Source organism: Paenibacillus sedimenti (genome assembly GCF_014534655.1).
Lineage (GTDB): Bacteria > Bacillota > Bacilli > Paenibacillales > NBRC-103111 > Paenibacillus_E > Paenibacillus_E sedimenti.
This window is the reverse complement of sequence record NZ_JACVVD010000005.1, coordinates 1-14,425: the sequence shown is the minus strand read 5'-3', so window position 1 is coordinate 14,425 and position 14,425 is coordinate 1. Positions and strand designations below refer to the sequence as shown.

Below are 14,425 nucleotides of genomic sequence, written 5' to 3'. Positions count from 1 at the left end.
TGCAATTTGTATGAATCGTCACCCAGGTGCGATTGGTACATATGCAATTAGTATGGATCGTCACCCAGGTGCGATTCGTATGCAATTTGTATGAATCGTCACCCAGGTGCGATTCGTAGTCACCTAGGTGCGATTCTTGCACATCTTTCGATATAGTTCATAACGCTGCAGCGCACTCCGCTCCCACGTAAACAATTGCTTCACTCTCTGGATCCCCTGCTCCCCCATCGCATTCCTCAGTTCGTCATTCTCGAGCAGGCGAAGTAAATATTTGGGCAGTTCTTCCGCTATATTGTCGTAATTGACTAAATAACCTGTATTCCCGTCGGCAACAATCTCTTGTATCCCCCCTGACCGCGTTGCGAGTACCGGTACTCCTGTTGCCATGGCCTCCACGTTTACAAGGCCGAACGCTTCATTAGGCGCTGAAGGTACGGCTACTACATCGGCAATCTGAAACCACTGAGCAATATCATTGTGGGAAACATAAGGAATGAAACGAACGTATTGGGGCATCGTACCGCCCATTCGATGAAGACTGCGGACATAATCCGTTTGACGGTCGGATCCATAAGAGGCGCTCCCGACAATGATAAGCAGGGCATTCGGTTCCGTAACAACAACCTGCATCATCGCATCCAGGAGATGGTGCACACCTTTCTTAGGAATGAGCCTGCCTACGAATAGGATAATTTTGTGATTCTCATAACCAAGCTCCTTCAGCTTTTGGATGCGCGATTCGTTTCCTTGTGGAGACCATTTGGAAATAAATCGCTCCATATCCACCCCCAAATGCTGAGATACAATCTTATGTGCACTGCCGGGGACCTTGCGTTGAATCAATTTTTTTAAGAATTCACTATTCACAATAACGACATTGGCCGCGCGTAAACAGGCAGTCAGCTCTGGAATCGTAATGTGAGGGGCGGATATGAAAGTTGTGGAATGCAGCACCAGGCTTATCTTGGCCCGCGGATGCTTTCTTCTCAAATAACGAACAAACCTTGGCCGATTCTCAACCTGAATAAAGGTGGGTTTCAGCTTAGCAATTTTTTGGCTTATTCCCTCTATATAAATAGCAGGATTGCCATATCTGACCCTGGCATAATGCACACCTTCCTTCATCTCGTTGCTTCGCTGATGGGGTGTCTTCCGTCCAAGCACGCAGACTTTCATGCGCTTCGCCAACTGCTCAGCTGTTTTATGGACAACCTGTTCCACGGAACTGCTTGTTTCTGAGGGTACGGGGAAGACGCCCGGTGTTACAATAGCAACGCTTATGGGTAAGCCACTCATGTCCTTGCTCCTTTCCCATGCTATGCTTGAGGCGATCTGGCAGGGATGAATTCATTCTCCTTCAGCTCCTTTTTACTATACATATGCGGATTTTTCGGCTTAGTTTGGGTGCCTGCCCTCCCGCTTCTGGTCAAACACCACTTCTTTCTTCCCGCCTATCGGCATCCGTACAATCAGGATGGCATGCTTTTCCATAAACTGCATCAAGATCAGCTTTGCTTCAAGTCGGGAAATAAGGAGTGAAAACGAACCAATGGGAAATCCCTACGTGGGTATATTAATTAACGATTCCTTATTCGAAGGCATTCCCAAGGGGAAGACAAAATACGAAGCTATCCACTATTACAGCGAAGCAGGCAAGGAATTTGGCATAGTTCCCTGTTATTTCCGCATTCATGATGTTAAGCTGGATACACTTAAAGTAAACGCTTATGTACAACATGGAGATCGCTATATCCTAACTTGGATGGATTTGCCCAAAGTCATTCATAACCGTGCCATTTATCTGGATCATATGTCTTATCAGCAGTTGGAAAGCTGGACGAAACGAGGCATCATTCTTTTTAACCGCTGGAACCGTTACAGTAAATTGCTCATTCACCAGCTCCTCATGAAAGACGAATTCCTGCGGCCTCATCTTCCGGGTACTTATCCTGCAACATTAAACAATTTGAAAACCATGATGGATGCTTATGATTCTCTCATTATTAAACCAACGAACAGCAGCGTCGGCCGGGGCGTGATGAAAATGGATCGGATCCAAACCGGTTGGAAGCTTATCTATCCGCAAAGTATGAAAATAAGCAACAAGATCTGGCGCAGCGTTCAGTTCAACCATAAGCTTCCTCTGGTCCTGCAAAAGAAACTCAGAAGCAGAGCTTACATGATTCAACAACGCTTGCCGCTCGCTACGTTCGACGGACGTCCTTTTGACCTTCGCATATCCGTACAACGCGGTGCTGGGGGTGAATGGGGAATTACTGGGATCGTTGCCAAAGTGGCATCGAGAAAATTGTTTTTGACAAATGTCGCACAGGGCGGTGAGGTCAGAACACTCTCCGAAATTCTTGCCGCCGAATATCCCATGCTTGACCCCACCATCGTGTATCAGCAAATTTCCGATTTCTCCTTGAGGGTCGCCAATCATCTGTGTAAGGAACTCCCGCAATTAGCCGACATCGGACTCGATATCGGTATCACCAAAGACGGATTTCCCTTATTTATCGAATGCAACGGTAAAGATCAGCGCTACAGCTTCCGTGAGGCGAATATGCGTAATGAATGGAAATCCACATATTACAATCCGATTGCTTATGCCAAGTATTTATTGAATGGAAGCTGAACCAGAAAATAAAAAGCCTTTACTCCCCATAGGTCAAACCACCAGGGAAGCAAAGGCTTTTATTTGTGAAGATACTTGGACAGCAGCTGCTGCACCGCGGTATTCAACTGTTCAATGTCGGGTGTACGCACAGCATCATCCTTGACTTGATATTTCTGCTTTATTTTCATTATGCGAACGACGCTTTGGTTGATCGTCTCCATAGGGATACGCTTCTCTTGCACCGCATTGCGGAGCGCGTTAAAGACGGTGACGACTTTGTTATAATCATGACCGACCATCACAACATTAGCCCCGGCCAGAACCGATTTCACGGCTGCTTCACCCAGCTCGTTGTTTTTAACGATAGCCCCCATCGTCATATCGTCCGTGATGACGATCCCCTGAAATCCCATCTCCTGACGAAGCAAGTCCGTCATGATCTTCTTCGACAACGAAGCCGGATTCTGCGCATCCACCTTGGGCAGCAGAATATGAGCGACCATCACCGCATCCGCATCCTGCTTGAAAGCTTCCGCGAAGGGTACCAACTCCAGTTTGCGCAACCTTGCCAAATCGTTCTGCACGACCGGAAGCCCGACGTGCGAATCTACCGACGTATCGCCATGTCCGGGAAAATGTTTCACGACAGGCATCACATGCTGCGCCTGTATCCCTTTCATCGTCTGAACGCCCATAGAGCTAACAATAGAAGCGCGGGTACCGAAAGAACGATCGCCGATAACCGGATTATTCGGGTTGCTGTTAATATCAAGCACCGGAGCAAAATCAACATTCAAGCCGAAAGCCTTCAGCTCTTGCCCTAGCAGGCTGCCTACGCGGAAAGCGAACTCATTGCTGTTCGTTTTGCCGATCTCTATGTTCGCGGGCGTTTTGACGATTTCATTAGGAAGGCGCGTCACTTTGCCGCCCTCTTCATCCACACCGATCCAAAGCGGCAGCTTGTTCCCTGCATTTGCTCCCTTTAAAGCAGACACCAGCTCAACAAGCTGGCTCGTCGACTTCACATTCGTTTGATACAAAATCAAACCTCCGACATGATAGGTTTCAATCAGTTCACGCGAATGAAGGTTCACTTCATATCCATCGATTCCTGCAATAATCAATTGTCCGATTTTTTCATCCACGGTCATCCGCTGAAGAAGCTCTATGTCAGTTGGCGGAGCGGATGGAGTCGCGTGCAAATCTGAAGGGTGCGGCTGGGCGGCGTGATTGCTATCAGATGATTGCTTGATGCAACCTGTTACCAGCAAGAGACTCACACTCAACCACACGATAACACGAACGAAGCGATTCATTACGTCACCCTTTTGCCAGACTCCGAAACGATTTCCTAATCTATATACTTAAACGTCGCTCTGATCCAGTTTGTTGCAGATGAAATCTGTATTCCCATCGAAAGTGCAACCTATACGTCCAGCTAAGGGGTCTGAATGGACTAAACCGCTTTTCCTCCTAACGAGTGTAGCTCAAAGTCTCTGCTTGTTCATGGCGTTCCCGTAAAGCTTTTCCAACCTTTCAGCAACGATTTGGAATCCGAAGTTCGCTTCTGCCGCTGCTCTGCCTGCTTTCGCAAGCCCCCCAGCATCTTCCGGATGGGTAAGAAGAAACGTGATGGCGTCGGCAAACGCTTGCGGATTCGTGTAATCATCGATGACGATGCCGTTAACAAGATGGTTGATGATCTCGGCATTGCCGCCGCGTCGGGTTGTAATAATCGGCAGTCCTGCCCCCATGGCTTCATAATGAACCCTGGCTAATGGTTCCTCCCATTGCGAACTGCATACAAACAGATCGCCGATGAGATAATGGGACGGGATCTGGCTAGGGGAAACGAAGTTCGTAAACACGACGCGCTTATCACCAAGAGCTTCGGCAAGTAGATGGAGATCAGTCATGTACTCATCCAACCGGTCGTTGTCGTTGATAGACCCCCGGTTTCCGATTATAACCAGCACGGCATCCGGATGCTGCTGAATAACTTGCTCCATGGCATGGATGAGCACGTCAGGACCCTTCACTTTACTTAGTCGTCCTACAAATAATACAACCTTGTTGTGCTCTACCCCGTACTTTTTTCGGAGCTCCTTGCGGATCTGCCCGGCATCGTCCGACCAAACTGGTACAAATCTGTTTAAATCGATCCCGGAATATACGGTACTTATTTTCGATCGAGCGAATGGAAACCGTGTAACGATCGTTTGACCGATATAGTTACTTATGGACATGATGCCGTCAGCGATACGAATCGCCAAGTCCCCTAGTTGATCCGATATTCTCGATTCATTAAACATCTCGTTATGCAGGCTGACCACGAATCGGCTGTCCGGCATCGCGTGCTTGTAGATAAGAAGGTCTTTGGGACGGTTGTATACATGGATCAAATCGTAGGGCTGCTCCTCCTCGGTTAATCGTTTGGCCACACCATACGCATAACCTTCGCGTGGAACACGAATATAGCGGACACCATTAATGATTTCCCGCTCGGGCAGCTCAGGGTCCGGAGTGCAATAAATCGTAAGTTCATGTTTGGTGCTGACATAAGGCGTGATACCGTCGATAAAAATTTGAATGGCCCCACCCCGGAGCGGTGGAACCGTAAGTCTTTCGGTGCAAATGAATGCAAGTCTCATCTAATCCTTCTCACTCCTTTCTTTAGGATATGAGATTGCTCAATAGAAGAAACGGCGATAAGAGGTGGCAATACGTCCATGCCGTTTAGAGTATTATTATAGTTGGCATGACCATAGCTACCTTTCGAATGACAGTTCACTTGTTTTTGTGATATGATAGTTCACAAGAATAAAGCGTTTACATTTCGGAAAAAAGGCATCCCCGTACGAAAGTCGGGTACGCAAAGCCACGGGTCTACGGCGCATGTCACCAACATTCGCTATGGCAGCCGGGTTACCCTAATCAGACGAGCTATGCCGCCTGTTTAGGGCGGCTTTTTTGTTAATTCGGCCCTACCTATTCATACCAGGAAAAGAGGTCTTTCTATGAGAAACCCTGTACCGAGGCCGTTCACAGATGATCGACCGCTTCACAAGGATGCCGTTCTGCAGAATTCGCTGCCCTTGATTGCCGCTTTGGAGCAAATCGCACGCTGTAAGTATTTCACGGGTATTTCTGAACATGCACCCAGAACGCCGATCCATTGCATCAAATACGCCGGTTCCCAAGTCCCTATCTCTGTCAACCTTGCTGCCTGTCATACCTGCGGGGAATATAAGCCCAGTTAGAAGAATTGTACGAAAACAGCCGCCAGGCTGTTTTTTTCTTAGGTTCGCGGTCATCTCCTGTCCGATTCGACAATTGATTCTTTTACCTTTCTGTGGCAAGATAAGCGAAGAAACATTTATGAACAGGAGTTATTACCTATGTCCAAACCGTTTTTTCGATTGCTGACCGAGCTGTCTTCACGCAAATGGGTTTCGCAGCTGACGGGTGCTTTCGCCAAATCCAAAGTCAGCCGTCTTTTCATTCCGCACTTTGCCAAAACCTATGGCATTCGGATCGAGGATGCTGAAAAACATATCAAAGACTATTTGTCCTTGAACGACTTTTTCACGCGCAGATTAAAATCCGGTTTGCGTCCGATTCATGAGGATACATCTCGCGTCGTTAGCCCCGTTGATGCCATGATTACAGGCATTGGAGATATTAAGGATGGTTTGATTCTGAATGTCAAAGGCCAGGACTATACGATCGATGAACTGCTGAATCGTTCGCCGCGTACGGTCAATTATAAGAACGGTTTTTACTTCGTCCTGTACTTGAGCCCTACCGACTACCACCGTATTCACTCTCCAATCACGGGTGACATCCTTGAGAAAGAACACGTACCGGGGAAAGTATACCCCGTGAACGAATTTGGTCTTCGCCATATGCGCAGAGTGTTGAGCCGTAACGAAAGGCTCATTACTTTCATGCAGCATGAAACAGGCGAAGTTGCCGTAGTAAAAGTCGCGGCGCTGAACGTAAGCAGCATTCAATATGTGGAACCATTGCCGAATCACATGGAACGCGGACAAGAATTGGCCTATTTCGAGTTTGGTTCTACCGTCGTCCTCTTGTTCGAAGACGGGATGTTCGAACCCCGCCAAGATTTGCAGCTAGGTTCTAAAGTGAAAATGGGAGAAGAACTCGGCAGCTTCATAGAGAAATAACATACCGGGCTCCCGGAGGGAGAGTTCCATGGCGTCAACGACAACGACGTCTCCGAAACCAGGCATGCAAGGTTTGCAAGGAACCGGAGATATGAAACCTACTGTGTATCGCATCCTTTTTGCCATTAGTCTCGTACACTTGCTCAATGATTCAATCCAATCCGTCATTCCAGCCATTTTTCCCATTTTGAAAAGCGAAATGGGCTTAAGCTATACACAGGTAGGCTGGGTACAGTTCGCAATTAACTTTACTGCTTCCATTATGCAACCGGTCGTGGGGTTATACACCGACCGCAAACCTTCTCCGTACATGCTGCCGATCGGAATGGCATCGACGTTAACCGGGATGTTGCTGCTCGCTTTTGCGCCATCGTACTGGGTCGTCCTGCTTGCAGTAAGCTTCGTTGGTCTTGGCTCCGCGGCTTTCCATCCTGAAGGTTCGCGTGTATCCCATATGGCCGCAGGCGGACGCAAAGGTCTGGCCCAATCCATCTTTCAAGTCGGCGGTAACGCAGGCCAATCGCTCGCTCCGATCATGACCAAATGGATCTTCATTCCTCTCGGGTTATTCGGTTCCATATGGTTCACCGGCGTAGCGGCGATAGCCATTGCGGTACAGTTGTATATTGCGCGTTGGTACAAATCCGTACTGGCAACAGCACCTGTAAAGGTCACAACAGCCGTGCAGCGCGCCGTCAGCCCGCAGCGTCGCAAGCAAGTGCTTTTCGCTATCTGCATGCTCATCTTCCTCGTCTTCGTCCGCTCTTGGTACGGAGCCGCGATGAGCGGTTACTTTGCCTTCTTCCTGCAAGATAAATACGGCTTGTCGATTGATCGCGCACAAGATTTCATCTTCCTGTTTTTAGCTGCCGGTGCGGTTGGAACGTTTTTTGGCGGACCGCTGGCAGACCGTTTTGGCCGAAGAAATGTAATCTTCTTCTCCATGCTCGGTTCAGCGCCCTTTGCCTTATTGCTGCCTTATGTGAACTTCACTTGGGCATACATCCTGCTCGTCATTATCGGATTTATTCTTTTATCCAGTTTTTCCGTAACCGTCGTTTATGCCCAAATGCTGTATCCCGGAAAAGTAGGGACCGTCTCCGGTCTTATCACCGGACTTGCATTTGGAATGGGCGGCATCGGGAGTGTCGTGATCGGGAACATGAGTGACACGCTCGGTACAACCCGAGTGATGGAACTATGCGCTTACCTGCCGCTCCTTGGTTTACTGACCTTCTTGCTCCCTTCTGACCGCAAATTGAAACAATGGACAGAAGAAAGCGGTACGTAATCATCTTTCATAGAATAAAAGAAAACCTTGAACCAGCTGTTAGAAACAGCATCGTTCAAGGTTTTTTTACTCATTCCTGATGTGCATCCTGCAGCTCACGCGGACTTCTGCGTCTAGCTACACCCGATTCATAAGCTGCTTCTATCACAGCCTCACGAACCTTTTCAACAACGGAATGATTGAATACACTCGGAATGATGTAGTATTCATTCAATTCATCATCATTTACAACCGATGCGATCGCTTTAGCGGCAGCCAGCTTCATTTCTTGTGTAATGCGGGAAGCCCGGCAATCCAACACGCCGCGGAAAATCCCAGGGAAGCACAGCACGTTGTTAATCTGATTCGGATAATCCGAACGTCCAGTCGCCATAACTCGCACATACGGCTCCGCTTCCTCCGGCGTGATTTCCGGTGTCGGATTCGCCATTGCAAAAACGATCGGATCGGACGCCATACGTTTCACATCCTCGACTTTCAGGACACCTGGACCTGAGAGACCTATGAAAATATCGGCTCCGGCAATCACATCCGACAGCGTACCGCTTTGCAAATGGGGGTTCGTATTTGCTGCGTACCATTCCCAAGCCGGGTTCGAATACGTCACTCCATGCACAATTGCACCTTGCCGATCTACGCCTATCACATTCGTAACCCCGGCAGCGAGCAGCATCTTCGTACAAGCAATGCCCGCCGCACCGATGCCGGTAATGACCACTTTGCAGGACTCCAGAGGCTTGCCAATCAGCTTAACCGCATTAAGCAGCCCCGCAAGAATCACAACCGCTGTGCCATGCTGATCATCATGAAATACTGGAATATCAAGTTCTTCGATCAGCCGCTCTTCAATTTCAAAACAGCGCGGCGATGAAATATCTTCGAGGTTAATACCGCCAAACGCAGGCGCAATCGCCTTCACCGTACGGATAATTTCTTCGGTATCCGTCGTATCCAGACAAATCGGGAAGGCATCTACCCCCGCCATTTGCTTGAACAGCATCGCTTTTCCTTCCATGACCGGCATCGCCGCTTCCGGACCGATATTGCCTAACCCCAGCACCGCAGTACCGTCCGACACAACAGCAACCGTATTCCGCTTAATCGTCAGCGAATGCGCTTTCGACGGATCTTCATGAATCGCCATACAAACCCGGGCTACCCCCGGTGTATATACACGGGACAGGTCGTCCCTATTTTTGATAGGCATTTTCGGACTTACTTCAATTTTACCACCCAAATGCATCAAGAACGTTTGGTCAGACACGTTAATCAGCCGTACGCCTGGAATGCCTTTTAACGCCGCAATAATAGATTCGGTATGCTGCGGATCGCTAACTTTAACCGTAATATCGCGAGTCGTCGTCGTTTTGCTTGCGCGCGTTACGTCAATGGCCACGATATCGCCACCGGCATCTCCAATCGCAGTTGCGATTTTTCCGAATGTGACCTGCTCTTTATGCATTTCCAAACGCACAATGACGCTTGTGCCTCCACCGTTCAATCCCGCCATTCCAAGATTCACTCCCAAGATTTATTAATTGACCACATGTAAGATCATAGCATAGAAAATGAATGCTGCCAAAAAACTTGTACAAAAAAGAGGACACCCTCATGTCAAGGCAGCCCTAGATTCCTTTATATCAAGCGGTTTTCTTCCCCTACCTGACGCATAAGAGCAACCCCGCGCCGCATCTCCGCCTCAGCGAGATGCGAGAATCCGAAGCAGGCCCCTGAGCGCTCAGCGGGCAGACCATAGAATCCGGCGTCGCTCCATACGACGCCTGCATCACGGCATGCGGCTGCATAGCCGGCGTAGCTGCGGGAGTCCCCCCGCCACCAGCCGAACAGATGCAGCCCTGCGTCGCTCTCCACCCACTCGAAGAGGGTGGAGAGCTGCTCCTGCAGCAGCGCCTGCAGGAGCAAGAACTTGCTCGCGTACACCCGCCGCATGCGGCGCAGGTGTCGCTCGTAGCCGCCGCTCGCCATGAAAGCGGCGAGCGAGCGTTGTTCGAGCAGCCCCGAAGGGTGCGGCTCGAACAGCCGCTTCGCGGCCACAAAAGCGTCGTGCAGCGCCTCCGGCAGCACGACATACCCGATGCGCAGGTCCTGCAGCATCGTCTTCGAGAAGGTGCCGATGTAGACCACTCGGCCCTCCTGGTCCAGCACCTTGAGCGGCTCGATCGGCCGCCCGCGGTGCCTGAATTCGCTGTCATAGTCGTCTTCGACGATGACAGCGCCCTGCGCCGCCGCCCAGCTCAGCAGCTGCCGGCGGCGCTCCAGGCCCAGCACCGCCCCCGTAGGGAACTGGCGGCTGGGCGTCACGAACAGCAGCCGCGCGTTCCACGGCTGCGGAACAAGCCCTTGCCCGTCCACGGTAGCGGGGACGGGCATACCGCCGGCCGCCATCACGGCGCGGATGGCTCCCTGATACCCCGGGCGCTCTACGATCACGGGATCGCCCTCATTCACAAGCGTTTGGGTCAGCAGCGCGATCGCTTGCATGGACCCGTTGACGATCACGATGCGTTCCGGCGGCGCATCGATCCCGCGCGTCCGCCTCAGGTGCTGTGCGATCGCTTCGCGAAGCGCATAATGCCCCTCGGCGACGAAGGCTTCCTCTTGCGGCGACTCCGTCATGCGCCGCACCTGCTCGTATACGCAGCGGTTCCACATCTCCCGCGGAAATTCGTTCATATACGGATGACCGATTTGAAAAGAAATGACCTTTCTCGGATCGATGCAGGAACTACCCGTTCGGTCAAGCTCCCTTTGTCGTTCTTCAACTATGGCAGCAGCAAATGCATCCTTCTTCCGAATTCGCATCGCCCAGTCCGAAAGTTTGGGCGGCTTTTCCGATCTGCCTCTGCGCTCTTCTTTCCCTCCCCGATATACCACAAACGTGCCCCGGCCCACTTCTGCCTGCAAGTAGCCTTCAGCGATCAGCATGTCGTACACCTGATTAACCGTTCCTCTTGAAATCCCGTATATGACAGCCAGTTCTCTGCTAGATGGCAGCTTGGTATTTAAGCTAAGCTTTCCTTGCAAAATCGCATCATGCAGCGCGTGGTACAATGCGGCATATTTGCTTGCATACTGATCTTTATAAGTAGGATAAGGAATATGAAAATCCATGCTTTTTCACCCGCTCTTTTGAATCGCCAATCAAAATGGTACATAAAAAACCGTGTAAAATGGTTCTTTTATAAAAGCCTTTTCTCCTATATTCTAACAAAACAACAAACAAATCGTAATACGATAAGGAGTAAAATGAATGAACTTGTCACCTCATACTCTAGATGGAGATCGTATCACATTGCTCCCTATGTCGGAATCCCATATCCCGGGATTAGCAGATGCAGCAAATGATCCTCGCATTTGGGCGTACATGGAACCGTTATTGCACCTGTCAGCTGTTGAAAGCTACGTCAGAGAAGCATTGCAGGAGCAAGAAACCGGTCTTAGCCTCCCATACTGCGTATACGATAAGGAACTTGGTAAAATCGTCGGCAGCACACGCCTTTTTGAAATCTCAGTCTCCCATCGTCACGCGGAAATTGGTTATACCTGGTATCATCCTCACTTTTGGCGGACTCATGTGAATACGGAGTGTAAATATTTGCTGCTCCGTTACTGCTTTGAGACGTTAAACATGCTACGCGTACAGCTTAAAACCGACCTTCGCAACATGCGATCACAGACCGCCATAGCTCGGCTTGGAGCCCAAAAGGAAGGCATTCTGCGCCAGCATCGCATACTCCATGACGGATATATACGCGACTCGGTCATGTTCAGCATCATCGATTCCGAATGGCCTAGCGTGAAGAAACGGCTGGAAGGATTCATGAAACCATACCCCCTTTTAAAATCATGCGAAAAAAATTATTCAACGCAGTGACGTACTCCGGTGAAAATGATATAATAACTCCTAAAAATGAATAGCTCATTGGAAGGAATGACCGAATCTTATGAATCCTCTGGCACGACAGTTAAACGAGACCTTGGAACGCGAAAATCCTCACGTGTACGCTATGCTTTCCGCATTAGGCAAATCGATTTACTTCCCTAAGGAGGGCATTCTCAGTCAATCTGCAGAAGCAAAATCGAAGGCCAAGAAATACAATGCCACGATCGGTATTGCTATCGAAAATGGACAGCCTATGCACCTGAAGGTGATCCAAGATACTCTTTCCACCTACGCGCCAAAAGATATATACGAATACGCACCGCCTGCCGGTAAGCCTGAGCTTCGCACCGCGTGGCGCAAAAAAATGCTCGTTGAAAACCCGAACATTGGCGACAAGATGATCGGAAATCCCATTGTGACCAATGCATTGACACATGGTCTCAGCATTGCGGCCGACCTGTTCGCCGACGCAGGCGACACGGTTATCATTCCTGATAAAAACTGGGAAAACTACGAGCTTACTTTCGAAATTCGCCGCGGCGCGCAAATCGTGAATTACCCGCTTTATAACGAGCAGCAGCAATTTAATGTTGCAGGGCTTCGTGAAGCGCTTCTGGCCCAAAAATCAAAAGGAAAAGCCATCGTCGTTCTGAACTTCCCGAACAACCCGACTGGCTATACGCCTGGCTCCCAAGAAGGCAGGGAAATCGCAGCTGCGATCAAAGACGCCGCTGATGCCGGCATTAATGTAGTCGTACTAACGGATGATGCCTACTTTGGCCTCTTCTTTGAAGATTCCCTGCACGAATCGTTGTTCGGCCAATTGGCAGGACTTCACCCTCGCGTACTTGCCGTCAAAATCGATGGCGCTACAAAGGAAGAATACGTCTGGGGCTTCCGTGTCGGATTTATCACCTACGCAGGCAACAGCGATGCATTGCTTAGTGCTCTGGAGCAAAAAACGATGGGCATCATTCGTGCGACCATTTCCAGCGGTCCGCATCCTTCCCAAACGTTCGTCCTACATGCCTTGAACTCTCCGGAGTTTAACGAGCAAAAACAAGAGAAGTACGAGATTATGAAAGGCCGTGCCAACCGTACCAAGTCGATCCTGGACAGCGGTAATTTTGATGACGCATGGGGCTACTACCCTTTCAACTCCGGCTACTTCATGTGTCTCAAACTGAAAACCGTCGATGCGGAGACACTTCGTGTACATTTACTCGACAAATATGGTGTAGGCACTATCGCTCTAGGAGAAACCGACTTACGCGTTGCTTTCTCCTGTATCGAAGAAGACAATATCGAAGAGCTGTTCAACCTCATTTATCAAAGCGTTAAAGATATAGAAACAGTGGCTGCCAAATAAATCGCCATGCTTACAAAAACAGCACCTCTAACCTCGGTTAGAGCGTGCTGTTTTTGTTAATAGTATTACCGTTACATTAAAATTAGGAGGCTGTTTTACATGAACAAACAAAGAGCAACTGATATCGCCGCTTCGCCTGTTATGGCTAATGTCACGTATCAAGGGGTTTCAGTTTATATTCAACACGTGGATGAAGATAATGAAACAGCGCGGATCTACCCAATTGGTCACCCCGAGGAAGAAGAAGAAGTTCCTTTGAATGGCTTAATTGAACATTAAGCTCATGCCCATTCAAAAGAGGAGCCTCCTTAGAGGTAGGCTCCTTATTCTTCAATATCCCGAATAGCACTTGGATCATCTACTTGTCCATTGAGCTGATTGGCATATTCCCTCATCAAATCGAATTCTGGCTTGTTTTCATAATCAAACACGGTTTCGTTATTTATAATTTGAGCTTTCCAGTCATCCCTTTTCTCAATATTCATAACTACTCCTCCTGTCTTAGGATAGGATATGCAGATTTATGAAACAATATTAAAAATACAAAAAAACCTTGATCATCAAGGTTTTTGTTTGAGATGCGGTCGGAGGGATTTGAACCCTCACGCCTTGTGAGCGCCACCCCCTCAAGATGGTGTGTCTGCCGTTCCACCACGACCGCGTATGAAATTGAAAACTGGGGATCTAGGATTCGAACCTAGGCATGACGGAGTCAAAGTCCGTTGCCTTACCGCTTGGCTAATCCCCAATATTGAAGGGAAAAGGGCGATCGATGGGACTTGAACCCACGAATGCTGGAGCCACAGACCAGTGCGTTAACCCCTTCGCCACGACCGCCATACCAGGGTTTTGCTCCCTGAAAACTAGATACGAAACTTGCGTAAAGTGTGAATGTTGCAGTGCTACGTATGTATACGTAGATGCTTACCTCTAATTGAGGTGTTTTGGTTAAGCCCTCGACCGATTAGTATTCGTCAGCTGCATGCATTGCTGCACTTCCACCTCGAACCTATCAACCTCGTCGTCTACAAGGGGTCTTACTAATTGGGAAATC

General features: G+C 49.2%; 13 protein-coding genes, 3 tRNA genes, 1 rRNA gene and 1 riboswitch. Of the genes, 7 read left to right on the top strand and 10 right to left on the bottom strand.

Annotated features, from left to right (window positions below; genetic code table 11):
* Nucleotides 1–123: 123 nt before the first annotated feature.
* Complete coding sequence (locus tag ICC18_RS15550; protein WP_188175364.1) at nucleotides 124–1,296, bottom strand: glycosyltransferase family 4 protein; 1,173 nt, start codon at nucleotides 1,294–1,296, stop codon at nucleotides 124–126.
* 253 nt (nucleotides 1,297–1,549) lie between these two features.
* Here ICC18_RS15550 and ICC18_RS15545 point away from each other — a divergent pair, with 253 nt between their 5' ends.
* Complete coding sequence (locus tag ICC18_RS15545; RefSeq protein WP_188175363.1) at nucleotides 1,550–2,638, top strand: YheC/YheD family endospore coat-associated protein; 1,089 nt, start codon at nucleotides 1,550–1,552, stop codon at nucleotides 2,636–2,638.
* Nucleotides 2,639–2,697: 59 nt separating this feature from the next.
* Here the strand turns inward: ICC18_RS15545 and nagZ are convergent, their stop codons facing one another.
* Complete coding sequence (gene nagZ / locus ICC18_RS15540) at nucleotides 2,698–3,936, bottom strand: beta-N-acetylhexosaminidase (RefSeq protein WP_188175362.1); 1,239 nt, start codon at nucleotides 3,934–3,936, stop codon at nucleotides 2,698–2,700.
* 171 nt (nucleotides 3,937–4,107) lie between these two features.
* Nucleotides 4,108–5,271 (bottom strand): glycosyltransferase family 4 protein, encoded by a 1,164-nt coding sequence (locus tag ICC18_RS15535; protein ID WP_188175361.1) that lies wholly within the window; start codon nucleotides 5,269–5,271, stop codon nucleotides 4,108–4,110.
* Nucleotides 5,272–5,456: 185 nt separating this feature from the next.
* Nucleotides 5,457–5,553: riboswitch (cyclic di-GMP riboswitch) on the top strand.
* An 84-nt stretch (nucleotides 5,554–5,637) separates the two neighbouring features.
* On the opposite strand from ICC18_RS15535, the gene ICC18_RS15530 reads away from it, so the two are divergent.
* The 3 genes from ICC18_RS15530 to ICC18_RS15520 all read left to right on the top strand — a co-directional run bounded on the left by ICC18_RS15530 (nucleotide 5,638) and on the right by ICC18_RS15520 (nucleotide 8,098).
* Nucleotides 5,638–5,880, top strand: coding sequence for a hypothetical protein (locus ICC18_RS15530; protein WP_223192615.1), 243 nt, complete (start codon nucleotides 5,638–5,640; stop codon nucleotides 5,878–5,880).
* Nucleotides 5,881–6,018: 138 nt separating this feature from the next.
* Complete coding sequence (asd, locus tag ICC18_RS15525) at nucleotides 6,019–6,807, top strand: archaetidylserine decarboxylase (RefSeq protein WP_188175360.1); 789 nt, start codon at nucleotides 6,019–6,021, stop codon at nucleotides 6,805–6,807.
* 28 nt (nucleotides 6,808–6,835) lie between these two features.
* On the top strand, nucleotides 6,836–8,098 hold the full coding sequence (locus ICC18_RS15520) for an MFS transporter (RefSeq protein ID WP_188175359.1): 1,263 nt from the start codon (nucleotides 6,836–6,838) through the stop codon (nucleotides 8,096–8,098).
* Nucleotides 8,099–8,168: 70 nt separating this feature from the next.
* On the opposite strand, the gene ICC18_RS15515 is transcribed toward ICC18_RS15520, so the two are convergent.
* Nucleotides 8,169–9,608, bottom strand: coding sequence for an NAD-dependent malic enzyme (locus tag ICC18_RS15515; RefSeq protein ID WP_188175358.1), 1,440 nt, complete (start codon nucleotides 9,606–9,608; stop codon nucleotides 8,169–8,171).
* Nucleotides 9,609–9,733: 125 nt separating this feature from the next.
* Complete coding sequence (gene pdxR / locus ICC18_RS15510; protein WP_188175357.1) at nucleotides 9,734–11,230, bottom strand: MocR-like pyridoxine biosynthesis transcription factor PdxR; 1,497 nt, start codon at nucleotides 11,228–11,230, stop codon at nucleotides 9,734–9,736.
* Nucleotides 11,231–11,369: 139 nt separating this feature from the next.
* On the opposite strand from pdxR, the gene ICC18_RS15505 reads away from it, so the two are divergent.
* The 3 genes from ICC18_RS15505 to ICC18_RS15495 all read left to right on the top strand — a co-directional run bounded on the left by ICC18_RS15505 (nucleotide 11,370) and on the right by ICC18_RS15495 (nucleotide 13,650).
* Nucleotides 11,370–11,993: a GNAT family N-acetyltransferase gene (locus ICC18_RS15505; protein ID WP_188175356.1), complete on the top strand. Its 624-nt coding sequence runs from the start codon at nucleotides 11,370–11,372 to the stop codon at nucleotides 11,991–11,993.
* A gap of 70 nt (nucleotides 11,994–12,063) precedes the next feature.
* On the top strand, nucleotides 12,064–13,371 hold the full coding sequence (locus ICC18_RS15500; protein ID WP_188175355.1) for an aminotransferase class I/II-fold pyridoxal phosphate-dependent enzyme: 1,308 nt from the start codon (nucleotides 12,064–12,066) through the stop codon (nucleotides 13,369–13,371).
* Nucleotides 13,372–13,470: 99 nt separating this feature from the next.
* Nucleotides 13,471–13,650 (top strand): small acid-soluble spore protein H, encoded by a 180-nt coding sequence (locus ICC18_RS15495; RefSeq protein ID WP_188175354.1) that lies wholly within the window; start codon nucleotides 13,471–13,473, stop codon nucleotides 13,648–13,650.
* Between the two features lie 44 nt (nucleotides 13,651–13,694).
* Here the strand turns inward: ICC18_RS15495 and ICC18_RS15490 are convergent, their stop codons facing one another.
* The 5 genes from ICC18_RS15490 to ICC18_RS15470 form a co-directional block, all read right to left on the bottom strand.
* Complete coding sequence (locus ICC18_RS15490) at nucleotides 13,695–13,856, bottom strand: hypothetical protein (RefSeq protein ID WP_188175353.1); 162 nt, start codon at nucleotides 13,854–13,856, stop codon at nucleotides 13,695–13,697.
* Between the two features lie 94 nt (nucleotides 13,857–13,950).
* A tRNA-Leu gene (locus ICC18_RS15485) sits at nucleotides 13,951–14,032 on the bottom strand.
* A 15-nt stretch (nucleotides 14,033–14,047) separates the two neighbouring features.
* Nucleotides 14,048–14,119, bottom strand: a tRNA-Gln gene (locus ICC18_RS15480).
* A gap of 16 nt (nucleotides 14,120–14,135) precedes the next feature.
* Nucleotides 14,136–14,208 (bottom strand) — tRNA-His (locus ICC18_RS15475).
* Nucleotides 14,209–14,315: 107 nt separating this feature from the next.
* Nucleotides 14,316–14,425 (bottom strand): 23S ribosomal RNA (locus ICC18_RS15470); the annotation flags it as partial.

Excerpts from the sequence above, each read along its gene's own strand:
- ICC18_RS15550 (WP_188175364.1), bottom strand. The coding sequence starts at position 1,296 with ATGAGTGGCTTACCCATAAGCGTTGCTATTGTAACACCGGGCGTCTTC.
- ICC18_RS15545 (WP_188175363.1), top strand. The coding sequence starts at position 1,550 with ATGGGAAATCCCTACGTGGGTATATTAATTAACGATTCCTTATTCGAA.
- nagZ (WP_188175362.1), bottom strand. The coding sequence starts at position 3,936 with ATGAATCGCTTCGTTCGTGTTATCGTGTGGTTGAGTGTGAGTCTCTTG.
- ICC18_RS15535 (WP_188175361.1), bottom strand. The coding sequence starts at position 5,271 with ATGAGACTTGCATTCATTTGCACCGAAAGACTTACGGTTCCACCGCTC.
- ICC18_RS15530 (WP_223192615.1), top strand. The coding sequence starts at position 5,638 with ATGAGAAACCCTGTACCGAGGCCGTTCACAGATGATCGACCGCTTCAC.
- asd (WP_188175360.1), top strand. The coding sequence starts at position 6,019 with ATGTCCAAACCGTTTTTTCGATTGCTGACCGAGCTGTCTTCACGCAAA.
- ICC18_RS15520 (WP_188175359.1), top strand. The coding sequence starts at position 6,836 with ATGGCGTCAACGACAACGACGTCTCCGAAACCAGGCATGCAAGGTTTG.
- ICC18_RS15515 (WP_188175358.1), bottom strand. The coding sequence starts at position 9,608 with ATGGCGGGATTGAACGGTGGAGGCACAAGCGTCATTGTGCGTTTGGAA.
- pdxR (WP_188175357.1), bottom strand. The coding sequence starts at position 11,230 with ATGGATTTTCATATTCCTTATCCTACTTATAAAGATCAGTATGCAAGC.
- ICC18_RS15505 (WP_188175356.1), top strand. The coding sequence starts at position 11,370 with ATGAACTTGTCACCTCATACTCTAGATGGAGATCGTATCACATTGCTC.
- ICC18_RS15500 (WP_188175355.1), top strand. The coding sequence starts at position 12,064 with ATGAATCCTCTGGCACGACAGTTAAACGAGACCTTGGAACGCGAAAAT.
- ICC18_RS15495 (WP_188175354.1), top strand. The coding sequence starts at position 13,471 with ATGAACAAACAAAGAGCAACTGATATCGCCGCTTCGCCTGTTATGGCT.
- ICC18_RS15490 (WP_188175353.1), bottom strand. The coding sequence starts at position 13,856 with ATGAATATTGAGAAAAGGGATGACTGGAAAGCTCAAATTATAAATAAC.